The organism is Pseudomonas fluorescens (assembly GCF_003732425.1).
GTDB lineage: Bacteria > Pseudomonadota > Gammaproteobacteria > Pseudomonadales > Pseudomonadaceae > Aquipseudomonas > Aquipseudomonas fluorescens_BE.
The window spans coordinates 170,516-186,389 of sequence record NZ_MOBX01000002.1 but is presented as its reverse complement, the minus strand read 5'-3'; the positions used below and the strand labels follow the sequence as shown (position 1 = coordinate 186,389).

Below are 15,874 nucleotides of genomic sequence, written 5' to 3'. Positions count from 1 at the left end.
TGCCGAAGGCTGCGATCTTTTGATCTTGCTCTTCAAAAAGAAGATCAAAAGATCGCAGCCTTCGGCAGCTCCTACAGAGGATTTCGGGAGATTTTGAACATGCTGCAAGTCGACAAGCTGCACCAGTACTACGGCGGTAGCCACATCCTCCGAGGCCTGTCTTTCGATGTGAAGGTCGGCGAAGTCACCTGCCTGCTCGGCCGTAACGGCGTGGGCAAGACCACCCTGCTCAAATGCCTGATGGGCCTGCTGCCGGCCAAAGAAGGTGCGGTGAACTGGGAGGGTAAACCGATCACCACCTTCAAGCCGCACCAGCGCGTTCACGCCGGGATCGCCTACGTGCCGCAAGGCCGGGAAATCTTCGGACGGCTGACCGTGGAAGAAAACCTGTTGATGGGTCTGTCGCGGTTTCCCGGCAGTGAAGCCAAAGAAGTCCCAAGTTTCATCTACGAATTGTTCCCGGTGCTGCTACAAATGAAGCAGCGTCGCGGCGGTGACCTCTCTGGCGGTCAGCAACAGCAGTTGGCAATTGGCCGCGCCTTGGCCAGCCGCCCACGTTTACTGATCCTCGACGAACCCACCGAAGGCATTCAACCCTCGGTGATCAAAGAGATCGGCGCGGTCATCAAGAAACTTGCGGCGCGCGGTGACATGGCGATTTTGCTGGTGGAGCAGTTCTACGATTTCGCTGCGGAGCTGGCCGATCAATACCTGGTGATGTCCCGGGGCGAGATCGTCCAGCAGGGGCGCGGTGAAAATATGGAGGCCGAGGGTGTACGCGGGCTGGTAACGATCTAGTACAACGAACTAATCTGTAGCTTCCTAACGATAATTACACACCATGAATTCAACTGTTTCACCTGCCCTGTTTACCCCGAGCTGGCACGCCGAGCTGGAGCTCGCTTACGCCCGTTTCGGCGACTGCACGCGCCCGGTCATGCGCCGCCACCTCGGCCCGCTGCGCGTACAAAAACACCTGTACGCCGAAGGCCCCGAGGTCTGCCAGCACATCATCGTCCACCCGCCGGGCGGGATTGCCGGCGGTGATCGGCTGGACATCAGCGCCCGCGTCGAACACGGCGCGTGGGCGCAGATCACCAGTCCCGGCGCAGCCAAATGGTATCGCGCGGCCGGGCCGGCTTATCAGAAGCTCGACTTGAAAGTGGCGGCCGGGGCGACGCTGGAATGGCTGCCGCAGGAAACCATCGTCTACAGCGCCGCGCAGGCTGAGCTGACGACTGCGATTGATCTTGAAGGCGATGCGCGGCTGTTCTACTGGGATGTGGTGGCGTTGGGTCGCCCCGCCAGCGGCGAGCGTTTCGACCGCGGGTATTTCCAGGCGCATCTGGATATTCGCCGTGATGGTCGATTGCTCTGGCATGAGCGCCAGCGCATTGTCGGCGGTGACGGTTTACTTGATTCGCCAATCGGGCTGGATGGCAATCCGGTGTTTGCGACGTTGTTGGTCACCGGTGAAATCGATGCTGAATTGCTCGAGCGTTGCCGCTCGCTGGGCCACGAAGTGCGTGGGGATCTGACGCAGTTGCCGGGGCTTTTGGTGGCTCGGTGTCTGGCCAGTGAAGCATTGCTCGCCCGGGCCTGGCTCATCGATTTATGGCGCTTGCTGCGGCCGGTGCTGCTAGATCGCGAAGCCCAGCCCCCACGAATCTGGAACACCTGAAATGCATTCCCCTACAGGAGCTGCCGAAGGCTGCGATCTTTTGATCTTGCTTCAAAAAATCAACATCAAAAGATCGCAGCCTTCGGCAGCTCCTGCAGGTGGCGACCGACTTAATAACTTTTAACTGCCGATATTGGATTCCCACAATGGACCTGACCCCACGCGAAAAAGACAAGCTGCTGATCTTCACCGCCGGCCTCGTCGCCGAGCGGCGTCTGGCCCGCGGCGTGAAACTCAACTACCCGGAAGCCATGGCCTACATCTCCGCCGCGCTGCTCGAAGGCGCCCGTGACGGTCAGACCGTGGCCGAGCTGATGCACTTCGGCACCACCCTGCTTTCGCGCGAACAAGTGATGGAAGGCATCCCGGAAATGATCCCGGAGATCCAGGTCGAAGCGACGTTTCCCGACGGCACCAAACTGGTCACCGTCCACCAGCCGATCGTCTGAGGCGCGCCATGACCTACTCCATTCGCGATGCCGTCCACGCCGACCTGCCGGCGATCCGCGACATCTACAACGACGCGGTGCTCAACACCACGGCGATCTGGAACGAACAAGCCGTCGACCTGGGCAACCGTCAGGCCTGGTTCAGCGCCCGTCAGGCCCAGGCCTATCCGATTCTGGTAATCGTCGACGGCGACAACGGCGTACTCGGCTACGCTTCGTTCGGTGACTGGCGGCCGTTCGACGGCTTTCGCCACACCGTCGAGCACTCGGTTTATGTACGCAACGACCAGCGCGGCAATGGCCTCGGCCCGCAACTGATGAGCGCACTGATCGAACGCGCCAGGACCTGCGGCAAACACGTCATGGTCGCCGCCATCGAAAGCGGTAACGCCGCCTCGATTCGTCTGCATGAGCGCGCCGGTTTCAGCATCACCGGGCAGATGCCGCAAGTCGGCACCAAATTCGGCCGCTGGCTCGACCTGACCTTCATGCAACTGACTCTCAACCCTGGCGCGGAGCCGCCTGACGCCAACAAGGAGTGACACCGATGAACGCCGCCCAACTGCGCCGCGTCAATGCTGAAAGTTTTGCGCATTACCGTCAGGGCCTGATCGACCTGCTGCTCGATGCCGTGGGTTACGGCGCCAGCGTCGGCTTCATGGCCGACCTTGATGCGGCGCAGGCGCGTGCCTACTTCGATGAGGTGCAGGACAACATCAACAAAGGCAGCGTGCTGCTTTGGGTGGTGGTCAAGGACGAGCAGGTGCTGGCCAGTGTTCAGTTGGGCTTGTGCCAGAAGGCCAACGGCCTCAACCGCGCCGAGGTGCAGAAACTGCTGGTGCGCGAACACGCACGGCGTCGCGGCCTCGGCCAGCAATTGATGAGTGCGCTGGAACTCGAAGCGCCGAAACACAAGCGCGGCATGCTGTACCTCGACACCGAGGCCGGCTCCCCCGCCGAAGATTTCTACAAGGCGTTGGGTTACACCCGCGCCGGTCAGATTCCCGATTACGCCTGCGACCCGAACGGCACCTATCGGCCGACCGCCCTCTATTACAAGATTCTGCAAGGAGCCCAGTGATGATTCCTGGCGAGTACCAGATCCAGCCCGGCGACATCGAACTCAACGTCGGTCGCCGCACCGTCAGCCTGAAAGTCGCCAACAGCGGCGACCGGCCGATCCAGGTCGGTTCGCACTATCACTTTTTTGAAACCAACGACGCGCTGACCTTTAATCGTGCGGCGAGCCGTGGCATGCGCCTGAACATTCCGGCCGGCACCGCCGTGCGCTTCGAACCGGGGCAGAGCCGCGAGGTCGAGCTGGTGGATTACGCCGGGCAGCGGCGGGTGTTCGGCTTTGCCGGACGGATCATGGGCAACCTCGACTGAGATCGGTGCGAACCCAAAAAGATCGCAGCCTTCGGCAGCGCCTACAAATGCTCTGCGGTCTCGAGCCGAGCACTGACTGTAGGAGCTGTCGAGCGCAGCGAGGCTGCGAAAGCGAGCTATGCGAGCGGTCTCAAATCCAATTGAATCCCAAGGCAAGCACATGAAGATTTCTAGAAACGCCTACGCCGACATGTTCGGCCCCACTGTCGGCGACAAGGTGCGCCTGGCCGACACCGAGCTGTGGATCGAAGTCGAAAAAGACTTCACCACCTACGGCGAAGAAGTGAAATTCGGTGGCGGCAAAGTCATCCGCGACGGCCAGGGCCAGAGCCAGTTGCTGGCTGCCGAAGTGGTCGACACGCTGATCACCAACGTGCTGATCATCGACCACTGGGGCATCGTCAAAGCCGACGTCGGCCTCAAGGACGGGCGCATCGCCGCGATCGGCAAGGCCGGCAACCCGGACGTGCAACCCGACGTGACCATCGCCATCGGCGCCGGCACCGAAGTGATTGCCGGCGAAGGCATGATCCTCACCGCTGGCGGCATCGACACCCACATCCATTTCATCTGCCCGCAGCAGATCGAAGAAGCGCTGATGAGCGGCGTCACCACCATGATCGGCGGCGGCACCGGCCCGGCCACTGGCACCAACGCCACCACTTGCACCTCCGGGCCGTGGCACCTGGCGCGCATGCTCCAGGCCGCTGACGCGTTCCCGATGAACATCGGCCTCACCGGCAAAGGCAACGCCAGCCTGCCGGAGCCGTTGATCGAGCAGGTCAAGGCCGGCGCCATCGGCCTCAAGTTGCACGAAGACTGGGGCACCACGCCGGCGAGCATCGACAACTGCCTGAACGTCGCCGATCAGTTCGATGTGCAGGTGGCGATCCACACCGACACCCTCAACGAATCGGGTTTCGTCGAAACCACCCTCGGCGCGTTCAAGGGCCGCACCATCCACACCTATCACACCGAAGGTGCCGGTGGCGGTCACGCACCGGACATCATCAAGGCCTGCGGTTTCCCTAACGTGCTGCCGAGTTCGACCAACCCGACCCGACCGTTCACGCGCAACACCATCGACGAACACCTCGACATGCTGATGGTCTGCCATCACCTCGACCCGAGCATTGCCGAAGACGTCGCGTTCGCTGAAAGCCGTATCCGCCGCGAAACGATTGCCGCCGAAGACATTCTTCACGACCTCGGCGCGTTCTCGATGATCAGCTCCGACAGTCAGGCCATGGGCCGCGTCGGCGAAGTCATCACACGCACCTGGCAGACCGCCGACAAAATGAAAAAGCAGCGCGGCCCGCTGCCGCAGGACGGCGCAGGCAACGACAACTTCCGCGCCAAACGCTACATCGCCAAGTACACGATCAACCCGGCCATCACCCATGGCATCAGCCACGAAGTCGGTTCGATCGAAGTCGGCAAGTGGGCCGATCTGGTGCTCTGGCGCCCGGCATTCTTTGGCGTGAAACCGACGCTGATTCTCAAGGGTGGCGCGATCGCCGCGAGCCTGATGGGCGATGCCAACGCCTCGATCCCGACACCGCAACCGGTGCACTACCGCCCGATGTTCGCCAGCTACGGCGGCTCGCTGCACGCCACCAGCCTGACTTTTATCAGTCAGGCAGCGCAGGAAGCCGGGTTGCCTGAAGCACTGGGCTTGAAGAAGAAAATCGGCGTGGTCAAAGGTTGCCGTGATGTGCAGAAAACCGATCTGATCCACAACGACTATCTGCCGACCATCGATGTCGATCCGCAGACCTATCAGGTCAAGGCTGACGGCGTGTTGCTCTGGTGTGAACCGGCGGAAACGTTGCCGATGGCGCAGCGGTATTTCCTGTTTTAACGGTCACATTCACGAATACGGGTGCAACGCCCGTATTCGTGACCGACGTACCGTGGGACCAGCGTCGAATGGCCAGATCGGCATTATGGAAACAGCATTCTCATATGCTCGTCGGTGTAGTTGTAATTCCATCGCAGTTCGGTGCCTGCCGGAATGTCCTCAACCGCGAACGCCACATTGAGCAGATAGGGTTTGAGGTCCTTGATATCGTGTCCCGGCAATTGCGCATCGACGTTAAAGTCGATCAGTTTGACGTTGTAGCCATCAAGAGCCTGTTTTACAGGCTTGCCCGTGGCGTCATAGATAAAGTGAGTGTTCATTCTGGAGATTATGTTGTCCCCGACGATGGCGATTGCCCCCGGTCCCAGTTGCCCTGACCGCAAGCCCACTTCCATGCCGATGATCATCGTGTAAATCTGCTCGGTTGGGTGCAGGAACCTTGCCGAGCGGATCGTCCCTCCATACACACCCACGACTTCGCCCTTGGCGATCCGCCTGTTCGCCACCACCATCGACTGACCGATCAAGGCGCGTTCACCGGGTACTTTCACATCCGCTTCAGTGAACTGGCGCAGTTGCAGTTTTTCTTCATAAAGCCTGGCGACCGCTTCGTAACCCTCGAATTTTATATAGGGCTTTATCTGCTCGGAAGTGTAGTGCTCCGCAGGTTTGAGTGGCGATTCGGGTTCCAGCGTCACCCTGCTCTCGAGAAAACGAATACGCACAGGTCTGCCAAGGCTGTCCCTCATCGGGTACTTGCCATTGTTGGCGCGGTTATAGGAACCCAGTTGGTTATTCAGCGATGTGTAGCGGACCTCCTGCCTCATGACGGCGAGTTCCTGCGCGGTATAGGGTTCGAACGGCATGGATTCGGACGCCATTTCGAACACGTCATCCACCGCTTGTGACCTGTCCGGCAATGACTCCATGGCCAGCTCGAACTCATCGTCGGACGAGTCCGTCTCGCGCGAACTCTTTCGACGGGTGGAGCGCAGGACGGGCAACCCGGACTCATCCAGCAGCTGCCAGAGGTGCTTGTCTGGATCCCACACGAGTGCGGGGCCCGTGGGCTCGCGCTCGCTCAGCAGTTTGGCCCGCCATTGGCCTGTTTGAGGATCCTCCCCGACATGCACTGCGCCTTCAGGCACCTCGGCGTAACGACGCCCCTTTAATGTGCGCAGCCCCTGACTGTCGGCAGGCGGTAAATGCCTGATCGACACGCTGCTCAGATAATGCGTGATCGACCGTTGTTCCGGCAGGGCAGGCATGCTCAGGGACGATGAGAGTTCGTGCACCGAAACAGCGGGCGCAGGCGACGATGCCTGCGTGTCGATGTGCAGCGCTGCCCTGCCCGGCGCACCGGGTGATCGCGGCAGCGATGTAGAGAATCCGAAGTCGACTCGTGGCGGGGCTTCGGGGGACGGTGTTTGCCCATCGGACGCGAGGGTCGGACGAGGATTCGCATTAGCGGTGACGGAGCCTTTGGAAGGCGGTTTCAATGGCATGTTCTTCATCCTTGAAGGGTTAAAGGCTCTTTGGCCCCTGTTATGACTTTGAAATTTGATACCGGTAATTTTTTACCGGCGTCTGACAAGTACAGTTCCTTTTGTCCCTATCAGGCCCCCGCAGACTATTCACTTGAAGCGGAAAGTTAAAATTCAAAATACTGTTGATAACGATGCGTCAGACCGCCTCAAGCATGGGTTTCAAAAGCAGGAAAACCGATAGAACAACGCCTCCACCCAGCCTTGCAAAGGCCTCACTCAACGGTAGTATTTACCGGCGAGCAAAGGGGCTAATATCCCGAAACAATCCAGAAAGGAACCGGCCATGCGCCTACCCCTATTCATCAGGCAAAACGTGGACCGTATCGTCGATGAATGGGAGGAGTTCGCCAGCACCATCACCCCCGCCGCTGAACACCTGGACAGCAAGGCTTTGCGCGATCACGCCAGCGCGATCCTCTTGGCCGCTGCCCGCGATATGGAAAAGCCGCAGACGGTAAAAGAGCAGGCGGCCAAAGCCAAGGGTGAAGGCCTGGACAAAACTCCGAGCCTGGACGAGGCCGGCGCCAGCCACGGTGAGTTGCGTCACACTGTCGGTTTTGATCTGGTGCAGATGACCAGCGAGTTCCGTCACTTGCGCGCCTGCGTGATCCGCCGCTGGGTCGAGAGTCTGGAGTCACCGGACTCGGCCTACTTGCAGGACATGATCCGCTTCAACGAAGCCATCGACGAGGCCCTGGCCGAATCGACCGCCGCCTACGCCGAGCAGGTCAACCATTCACGCGACATTTTCCTTGCCATCCTTGGCCATGACCTTCGCGCCCCGCTGCAAGCGGTGAGCATGTCCACCGAATTGCTGTTGCGCAAAACCCGCCTTGAAGGCGATGCCCTGACGTGCGCCCTCAATATCAAGCGTGGTGCGCGCCACATGGCGGCCATGGTCAGCGACTTGCTGGAACTGGTTCGCAGTCGGCTGGGCAAGAGCTTGCCGATCGAGCCGGTGCCGATGGACTTGGCCGACGCGGTGCGGACGGCGATTGCCGAGGCCTGCGCGGGCAATCCGGAGTGCGATCCAACGCTCAATGTCAGCGGCGACACGCGCGGCACCTGGGATGGCGGGCGACTCGATCAACTGCTGCAAAACCTGATCGGCAATGCGTTGCAACATGGCTCGAACAAGCGCGACGTGACGCTCACCCTCATTGGCGACGGCGATACCGTGCACCTGACCGTACATAACTACGGCACACCGATTCCCGAAGAGGTCATCGGCACGATCTTCGACCCACTGGTGCGCAGCGCCAATGAAAAACTGGGGCAACCCTCGACCAGCCTGGGTCTGGGATTGTTTATCGTCAGGGAAGTGGTCATCGCCCACGGCGGGACAATCGAAGTCAGCTCGAACGAGACTGACGGCACGCTGTTCAGTGTGGTGTTGCCCAGAAAACCTTGAGGTCGCAAGACCGCGTTATCGTTCTTCGCGAGCAGGCTCGCTCCCACAGAAGACCGCGATCAACTGTGGGAGCGAGCCTGCTCGCGAAGAGGCCGGACCAGACCAGCGAAAACTACTCGACTACCAAGCGCCCCAAGCGCTGGCGCAACATACGGTTCTCGGCCCGCAATTCACGCACTTCTTCAAGCAGATCCAGCGCCAGCGCGACGCCTTCCCACTCCAGCTCGAGATCACGGCGCAACTTCGCCGCACGCTTGGCCAGGGCCAATTCGTAATCGGTGAAACGCCATTCCCGGGGTTGTGCGCCCTGAGGTTCGAGGATGCCGTGTTCGACGATTTCGATCACGTAGACGTCCGACAAATCGGCCGCCTCACAGAATTCTGCCAGGTCCAGTTGAACGATCAGGGGGCTGCTCATGATGGGCTACTCCGTCGTCGGGTTCAGAAGTTCTCTCGCGGATTGAAGGCGGCTTTCTTCGCCAGTTCCTGCCACAGCGCCTTGACCTCGTCGTCGGCGGCTTTCGGCATCACGGCCTTGAGCTGGACGAACAGGTAACCGCGCTCGCCGGCCTTGTTTTTCAGGCCATGGCCTTTGGCGCGCATGCGCTGGCCGTTCTGGCTGCCGGCCGGCACCTTGAGGTTGATCTTGCCGGTCAGGGTCGGCACCGCCACTTCGGCGCCCAGCGCCAGCTCCCACGGCGCCAGCGGCAAGGTGATGATGAGGTTTTCACCTTCCACATCAAATTTCGGGTGTGGCGCAAAACGAATGCTCAGGTACAGATCGCCATTCGCCCCGCCACCGACGCCCGGTGCGCCCTGGCCCTTGAGTCGGATGCGCTCGCCATCGGTCACGCCGGCCGGAATCTTCACGTTCAGACTCTTGCTGGTGTTGCTGACGTGCTGGCCGTTGGCGTTGTATTGCGGCACCTGGAAGGTGACTTTCTTCGACTCGTTCGAGAGCGTTTCTTCGAGGAAGATCGGCAGTTCCATTTCCACGTCTTGTCCCCGGCGCCCTGCATTGCGTGATTGCCGGCCCTCGCCGCCACCGAAACCGGGGCCGCGATTGCCGAAGATCGAACTGAAGAAGTCCGAGAAGTCGCCGGTGTCGCCACCGCCGCCGCCAAAACCGCCACGGCTCTGCCAGCCCGGTGGTCCCTGGAACGGCTGACCGTGCTGACCATAACGACGCAGCTCGTCGTATTCGGCGCGTTTGTCGGCGCTTTTCAACGCTTCATAGGCTTCCGAGGCGTCTTTGAATTTGGCCTCGGCGTCCTTTTCCTTGCTGACATCGGGGTGGTATTTGCGCGCCAGCTTGCGATAGGCAGCCTTGATTGCCTTGTCGTCCGCTGTCGGTTCCACACCGAGTATCTTGTAATAGTCTTTGAAGTCCATCGAAGGAATCACCATCCGTTATCGATTTCGCGCCGAGACCAGCATGCGCTCATTCGCGCGTGCCGGGTTGACCGATCTCAAGTTTGTGACCGGGTGGCGCAGCAGAAGTTTATCGGCAGTGGACGGCGGTTCTTGTGACCGCCGGTGGTTCTGCCGGCCCATGCCAGCAAGTTTGGGGCGAAGTCGAAGCTTTCAAGGCAGTTTAGTCGCGAAATAGCAGATGACCGGCCTTCGATTCTGGCGCGCACTGACATACACTGCGCGGCCGTTTTTTTGACCGGAACCGAAAGACATGAAAGACGCCTCTCCAGCCCGTGCCTGCGGCATCGACTTCGGCACGTCCAACTCCACCGTCGGCTGGCTGCGCCCCGGCATGGAAACGATGATCGCGCTGGAAGACGACAAGATCACCCTGCCGTCGGTGGTCTTCTTCAATATCGAGGAGCGCCGCCCGGTGTACGGTCGTCTGGCGCTGCACGAGTACCTGGAAGGCTACGAAGGCCGGCTGATGCGCTCGCTGAAAAGCCTGCTCGGTTCCAAGTTGATCAAGCACGACACCAGCGTTCTCGGCACCGCAATGCCGTTCAAGGACTTGCTCGGCCTGTTCATCGGCCAACTGAAGAGCCGTGCTGAAACCGCCGCCGGTCGGGAGTTCGAACAAGTGGTGCTCGGGCGTCCAGTGTTCTTCGTCGATGACGATCCGCTGGCTGACCAGGAAGCCGAAGACACTTTGGTCGAAGTGGCGCGCAAGATCGGCTTCAAAGATGTGTCGTTCCAGTACGAACCGATTGCGGCGGCTTTCGACTACGAGTCGACCATCGAGAAAGAAGAACTGGTGCTGATCGTCGACATCGGCGGTGGTACCTCCGACTTCTCGCTGGTGCGCCTGTCGCCTGAGCGTCGTGGTCTGGATAACCGTCACGACGACATCCTCGCCACCGGCGGCGTGCACATCGGCGGTACCGACTTCGACAAACAGTTGAGCCTGCAAGGCCTGATGCCGCTGTTCGGCTACGGTAGCCGGATGAAGAGCGGCGCCTACATGCCGACCAGCCACCACATGAACCTGGCGACCTGGCACACCATCAACTCGGTGTACTCGCAGAAATCCAGCCTGGCGCTGGGCAGCATGCGCTACGACATCGAAGACACTGGCGGCATTGATCGCCTGTTCAAGTTGATCGAACAGCGCGCCGGCCACTGGCTGGCGATGGAAGTCGAAGAAACCAAAATCCAGCTGACCCACACCGACAGCCGCCATGTGCCGCTGGACCGCATCGAAGCCGGACTGAGTGTGGAATTGACGCGCGCGCTGTTCGAATCGGCGATCGATGCATTGCTCGAGCGGGTGCGTGGCAGCGTTACGCAGCTGCTGAACGATGCCGGTGTGGCAGTGGAGCAGGTCGATACGGTGTTCTTCACCGGTGGTTCGAGCGGCATTCCGGCGCTGCGCAATAGCGTATCGGCGATGCTGCCGAATGCGCGGCATGTGGAAGGCAATATCTTCGGCAGCATTGGCAGCGGTTTGGCGATTGAAGCGATGAAGCGCTACGGCGCAATGGCCTGACCCAGAATCGGTGGCGCGCCCTTCGCGAGCAGGCTCGCTCCCACAGTGGATCGCATTTCAACTGAAGGAATGCACTCAAAATGTGGGAGCGAGCCTGCTCGCGAAGAGGCCCGCTCAAACACTACAAATTCTGAATCAAACCATCCCGCCCAGCTTCAACTCACTCTTCAGGTACGCGTAATAAATCGGCCCCGCCACTACTCCCGGCAGGCCGAACGCGGCTTCGAACACCAACATCGCCAGCAGCAACTCCCACGACTTGGCACTGATCTGTCCGCCGACGATGCGCGCGTTGAGGAAGTACTCGAGCTTGTGGATAACAATCAGATAACCCAGCGCCGCCACCGCGACCCAGATCGACAGCGACAGACCGACGATGGTGATCAGCGTGTTCGACATCAGGTTGCCGATCACCGGCAGCAGGCCGAGCAGGAAGGTCAGCACGATCAGGGTTTTGGTCAGCGGCAGCTTGATGCCGAACATCGGCAGGATCACCGCGAGGAAGATCCCGGTGAACACGGTGTTGAGCAGGGAAATCTTGATTTGCGCGAAGACGATGTTGCGAAACGCCTGCACCAGCAAGTGCAAACGGTCGAACAACGCAGCGGCCAGCGGTTTACGTTTGGTGACGTCAGGGATGCGCTGCAAGGCGATGATCGCGCCGAGCACCATGCCGATCAGCAGCGTGACGAACATGTGTGCCGCGTCTTTGCCGACCAGTTGCAGGTCAGACAGGTGCTTGCTCGCCCATTCGCCAATTGCTACGCGAAACTCCGCAGCACTGGCCGGTAGATAGGCGTCGATGAACGGCGGCAACTGACCGCGTGCGCGATCGACCACGCCCATGAATTTGTCGAGGGAAGCGCCGGGGTTTTCCGCTTCATGCAGGAGAAAACTGATCGCGCCGGCGAAGATCAACGCCAGTACGCTGACGACCAGCGTGCCCAGCAATGCCACCGCCAGCCAACGCGCGCGCCGGCCTTCGATCAGCCGTTGCAGTTGCGGGGTGAGCATGTTGACCAGTTCGAATACCAATAACCCGGCCAGCAGGCTCGGTAACAAGCGCAGCGGCAGCACCAACAGCAAACCGCCGAAAATGATGATGCAACTGACCCAGAACACTACATGACGCTCAGAAAACGTTGGCATACAGCCTCAAAACGAACGGCGTAAAAGGATTGGCAGTCTGCCAGCGTTCCGGGGGCAGCACTAGGGATATGCAGGGGCGGAGAGTGTTGTCGCGCTCAATGGCCCCTTCGCGAGCAGGCTCGCTCCCACAAGGGGGACGCATTTCAATGTGGGAGCGAGCCTGCTCGCGAAGAGGCCGGCCCGTTCACCACAAATACTTACTGATTATTTTTTCTTCAGGCATTCACTCATGAACGCCTTGCGCGCATCGCCGGTCAGCGCTTTGGTTTTCGCATCGGCGTTGCAGGTGGTCATTTTTTGCTGCTGCGGGGTCAGGGCCTTGGCATCGTTGGCCGCAGGCGTTGCCTTGAGGCAGGTGCTCATGAAGGCTTTGCGCTCGTCGCCTTTCAGACTCTTGGCGGTCGCATCGGCATTGCAGGTGGTCATTTTGTTCTGTTGCGCCGTGGCGGCGAAACCCTGGGAACACAGGAGCAAACCAATCATCAACAACGGCACACGCAACATCTTCATGGAGTTTTCTCCTTGTCGCCGCACCGATGGGCGCGGCCTCTGCTGCAGTGTAGCCAAATCTTGTTACACCTTCCTGCCTTCCAGGTGGCTACGGCGATACTGCTCCGGCGTGCACCCGGCTTGCCGCGCGAACATGGCAATGAATGCCGAGCCGCTGCTGTAACCAAGATCGAAGGCGATTTCCTGCACGCTGCGCGAAGTCTCCAGGGCCTCGATCGCGGCGAGATAGCGCAGACGCTGGCGCCACTCGCCGAAACTCATCCCCAGCTCACGGACGAATTGCCGGGCCAGCGTGCGTTCGCTGACATGCACTTGCAGCGCCCAATGCGCCAGCGGCTGATTGTTACCCGGCTCGGCCTGCAAGGTTTCGAGGATCGCCAGCAATCCCGGACTGCTCGCGTACGGCAGATAACATTCGTGCACCGGCGCCTGTTGCAGTTGATCAACCAACACCTGCGCCAGACGCTGATCGGCATCGAGTTCGGGAATCTTCACGTCGCGGGCGGCGAAGTCTTTGAGAATCGCCTTGAGAATGTCGCTGATCGCCAGGGTACAGGCGCGCTTGGGCAGTTCGGCGCAGACCTTGGGGTCGAGGCACACCGCGCGATAGTTGACCGGTTGATGGCTATAGAAACTGTGCTCGACCTGCGGCGGCACCCACACTGCGTACTGCGGCGGCGACATGAAGCGGCTGCCGTCGACATCCATGTGCAGCACGCCGTGAGCGGCGTACTCCAGCGTGCCCCACGGATGACGGTGCGGCGCGGCGAACTCGTGGGCATTGAAATCGGCGTAGCGGAAGTACACCGCCGATGGCAGTTCGCTGAAATCCAGCAGATCGATGTGTTTGCTGTTCATGCTGTCCGGTTTCAGAGGCAGGTTGTCCGGTTCGCAGTATAGGCCTGCATCCAGACAAGGGATAATTGCCCTTCATCAACGTAATGGTTTCAACTCATGCAATACGCGTTTCCGCTGCTGGCGATTTTTATCTGGGCCGGCAATACCGTGATCAACAAACTGGCAGTCGGGGCGATTTTCCCCGCCGAGATCGGTTTCTACCGCTGGCTGCTCGCCGGTTTGCTGTTCACCCCGTTCATGCTCAAAGCGGTGATCGCGCACTGGCCGCAGATCCGTCCGAACCTGGGCAGGATTTTCATCCTCGGCGTGCTCGGCATGGCGGTGTATCAGAGCCTCGCCTACTTCGCCGCAACCCTGACGACCGCCACCAACATGGGCATCATCCTGTCGCTGATGCCGTTGATGTCGCTGGCCATGGCGATCATCAGCCTCGGTCAGCGCCTGACCGCTGGCGCGCTGGTCGGTGCCGTGTTGTCGTTTGCCGGTGTGCTGGTGGTGGTGTCGTCCGGCAGCCTCGCTGCGTTGCTGCAACACGGGGTGAACATGGGTGATGCGATGATGCTGATCGCCACCCTGGCCTATGCGATCTACAGCACCCTGCTGAAGAAATGGCAGCTGCGCCTGCCACCGCTGGTGTTGCTGTATTTGCAGGTGCTGGTGGCGATTGTCGTGTTGTTTCCGCTGTATGCCGCTTCGCCGAAGAACGGTTTGACCCTGCAGAACATTCCGCTGGTGCTGTATGCGTGCCTGCTGGCGTCGATGCTCGCGCCGCTGGCGTGGATGCAGGCTGTGCAGCGCCTGGGGCCGAGCCGGACGACGTTGTTCTTCAACTTGCTGCCGTTGATTACCGCGCTGATTGCGGCAGTGGTGCTGAAGGAGCAGTTGGCGATGTATCACCTGGTGGGTGGATTGCTGACCTTGGGCGGGGTGATTCTGTCCGAGCGCTGGACCACCGTGCTAGGCCGCCGGGTCAGTGTTGCCTGACAAATTCCTGTGGCGAGGGAGCTTGCTCCCGCTGGGGCGCGAAGCCGCCCCTCTTTTTAAAAGCCGGGGCCTGCTGCGCAGTCCGGCGGGAGCAAGCTCCCTCGCCACAAAAGCAGGTTAAAGGCCTGCAGCCTTGAGCCGCGCCGCATGCTCGACAAACAGCCGTACCGGATCCGCGCCCTTGCCGACCAGCCCCAGCGACTGGTTAACGATGTCGAAATGATCCAGCGGATAGTCATCGCCAATCACCGTGCCCAGATGCGAGCTGTAGCGCCCGACCATCCCGTCGCACTGCCCAGGCTCACGCACGAAGGTTTTCGCAAACAAGCGACAGCTGCGATTGGTCCCGTCGAACAGATTGCCACCGCGATCGGTCTTGCCCGGCTGCAACGTTCCCGACCATGAGTAATAACGCACGCCGTTAACCTCTTCCGGCCCGTGCCCACCCCAGGTTTCCGGCAAGCCCTGTGGATAACGCTGATTGAACAGCGCCACACCGTCAGTCGTCAGCGATTGGTGCGAGGCGTGAATATCCACCGGCAGCTTCGGCCCGTGGTAACCGGTTTCCAGCAGCGCCATCAGCCAGCCGACAAGACGCAGTAATACCTCAAGCAGACGGCCCTTGGCGCTGTCTGCGGGGTAGTGTTTTTGCAGATAGTCGGCCAGTTCCGAACCATGATTCGGTCCGGCCACCGACGTCACCGAGGCCACCAGATCCGGCCGTTTCGCCGCCGCATAGCGCGCCGTCAGCGAACCCTGACTGTGGCCGAACAGGTTGACCTTGTGCGCCCCGGTCTCGCGCAAGATCTCATCGATCCGCGCCAGTAACTGCTCGCCGCGCACCTCCGTCGAATGCAGCGGCGACACCTGAACCGCAATCACCGTCGCACCACCACGGCGCAGCGCTTTGATGATGCCGTACCAGTACGGATAGAGCACCAGCCGGATAAACCCGAGCATGCCGGGCACCAGCACCAATGGATAACGCGTCGACATGGGCAAACATCCTTGTGGTCGGTGAGTGGATGCAAGGCGTGCAAAACGCCCGCCAAGCATCCTCCTTGATGATGACAACT

General features: G+C 60.4%; 17 protein-coding genes. 10 read left to right on the top strand and 7 right to left on the bottom strand.

What is annotated here, in order from left to right; translation table 11 throughout:
* Nucleotides 1-99: 99 nt before the first annotated feature.
* From urtE to ureC, 7 genes are all read left to right on the top strand, one after another.
* Nucleotides 100-798: an urea ABC transporter ATP-binding subunit UrtE gene (urtE, locus tag BK670_RS02335; RefSeq protein ID WP_053116875.1), complete on the top strand. Its 699-nt coding sequence runs from the start codon at nt 100-102 to the stop codon at nt 796-798.
* Between the two features lie 43 nt (nt 799-841).
* A complete protein-coding gene (locus BK670_RS02330) occupies nt 842-1,681 on the top strand; it encodes an urease accessory protein UreD (RefSeq protein ID WP_123448441.1) in 840 nt (279 codons plus the stop codon).
* Between the two features lie 146 nt (nt 1,682-1,827).
* Entirely contained in the window at nt 1,828-2,130 is a 303-nt protein-coding gene (ureA, locus tag BK670_RS02320; protein WP_007915951.1) for an urease subunit gamma, read from the top strand.
* A gap of 8 nt (nt 2,131-2,138) precedes the next feature.
* Nucleotides 2,139-2,672, top strand: a complete 534-nt coding sequence (locus tag BK670_RS02315) for a GNAT family N-acetyltransferase (RefSeq protein ID WP_123448440.1) — start codon at nt 2,139-2,141, stop codon at nt 2,670-2,672.
* Between the two features lie 5 nt (nt 2,673-2,677).
* On the top strand, nt 2,678-3,211 hold the full coding sequence (locus BK670_RS02310) for a GNAT family N-acetyltransferase (protein ID WP_123448439.1): 534 nt from the start codon (nt 2,678-2,680) through the stop codon (nt 3,209-3,211).
* The gene (locus tag BK670_RS02305) at nt 3,211-3,519 is read left to right on the top strand and encodes an urease subunit beta (protein WP_123448438.1); all 309 of its coding nucleotides are present in this window, start codon (nt 3,211-3,213) and stop codon (nt 3,517-3,519) included. The genes BK670_RS02310 and BK670_RS02305 overlap by 1 nt, the downstream gene beginning before the upstream one ends.
* 160 nt (nt 3,520-3,679) lie before the next feature.
* On the top strand, nt 3,680-5,380 hold the full coding sequence (ureC, locus tag BK670_RS02300) for an urease subunit alpha (RefSeq protein ID WP_123448437.1): 1,701 nt from the start codon (nt 3,680-3,682) through the stop codon (nt 5,378-5,380).
* A gap of 83 nt (nt 5,381-5,463) precedes the next feature.
* On the opposite strand, the gene BK670_RS02295 is transcribed toward ureC, so the two are convergent.
* Nucleotides 5,464-6,885: an SET domain-containing protein gene (locus tag BK670_RS02295; RefSeq protein WP_185036716.1), complete on the bottom strand. Its 1,422-nt coding sequence runs from the start codon at nt 6,883-6,885 to the stop codon at nt 5,464-5,466.
* Between the two features lie 325 nt (nt 6,886-7,210).
* Between BK670_RS02295 and BK670_RS02285 the strand changes: the two genes are divergently transcribed.
* Entirely contained in the window at nt 7,211-8,338 is a 1,128-nt protein-coding gene (locus BK670_RS02285) for a sensor histidine kinase (RefSeq protein ID WP_123448434.1), read from the top strand.
* A gap of 112 nt (nt 8,339-8,450) precedes the next feature.
* On the opposite strand, the gene BK670_RS02280 is transcribed toward BK670_RS02285, so the two are convergent.
* Together BK670_RS02280 and BK670_RS02275 are read right to left on the bottom strand one after the other, a co-directional pair.
* Nucleotides 8,451-8,756: a chaperone modulator CbpM gene (locus tag BK670_RS02280; RefSeq protein ID WP_016984795.1), complete on the bottom strand. Its 306-nt coding sequence runs from the start codon at nt 8,754-8,756 to the stop codon at nt 8,451-8,453.
* Between the two features lie 23 nt (nt 8,757-8,779).
* Nucleotides 8,780-9,730: a DnaJ C-terminal domain-containing protein gene (locus BK670_RS02275; protein WP_123448522.1), complete on the bottom strand. Its 951-nt coding sequence runs from the start codon at nt 9,728-9,730 to the stop codon at nt 8,780-8,782.
* 292 nt (nt 9,731-10,022) lie between these two features.
* Between BK670_RS02275 and BK670_RS02270 the strand changes: the two genes are divergently transcribed.
* Nucleotides 10,023-11,297, top strand: coding sequence for an Hsp70 family protein (locus tag BK670_RS02270; protein ID WP_123448433.1), 1,275 nt, complete (start codon nt 10,023-10,025; stop codon nt 11,295-11,297).
* A 135-nt stretch (nt 11,298-11,432) separates the two neighbouring features.
* On the opposite strand, the gene BK670_RS02265 is transcribed toward BK670_RS02270, so the two are convergent.
* From BK670_RS02265 to BK670_RS02255, 3 genes are all read right to left on the bottom strand, one after another.
* Nucleotides 11,433-12,446, bottom strand: coding sequence for an AI-2E family transporter (locus BK670_RS02265; RefSeq protein WP_123448432.1), 1,014 nt, complete (start codon nt 12,444-12,446; stop codon nt 11,433-11,435).
* Nucleotides 12,447-12,650: 204 nt separating this feature from the next.
* On the bottom strand, nt 12,651-12,956 hold the full coding sequence (locus tag BK670_RS02260) for a PsiF family protein (RefSeq protein WP_123448431.1): 306 nt from the start codon (nt 12,954-12,956) through the stop codon (nt 12,651-12,653).
* Between the two features lie 63 nt (nt 12,957-13,019).
* Entirely contained in the window at nt 13,020-13,814 is a 795-nt protein-coding gene (locus BK670_RS02255) for an AraC family transcriptional regulator (RefSeq protein WP_093430359.1), read from the bottom strand.
* A 96-nt stretch (nt 13,815-13,910) separates the two neighbouring features.
* On the opposite strand from BK670_RS02255, the gene BK670_RS02250 reads away from it, so the two are divergent.
* Nucleotides 13,911-14,798, top strand: coding sequence for a DMT family transporter (locus BK670_RS02250; RefSeq protein ID WP_123448430.1), 888 nt, complete (start codon nt 13,911-13,913; stop codon nt 14,796-14,798).
* 117 nt (nt 14,799-14,915) lie between these two features.
* Here the strand turns inward: BK670_RS02250 and BK670_RS02245 are convergent, their stop codons facing one another.
* The gene (locus BK670_RS02245) at nt 14,916-15,794 is read right to left on the bottom strand and encodes an esterase/lipase family protein (RefSeq protein WP_123448429.1); all 879 of its coding nucleotides are present in this window, start codon (nt 15,792-15,794) and stop codon (nt 14,916-14,918) included.
* Nucleotides 15,795-15,874: the final 80 nt, after the last annotated feature.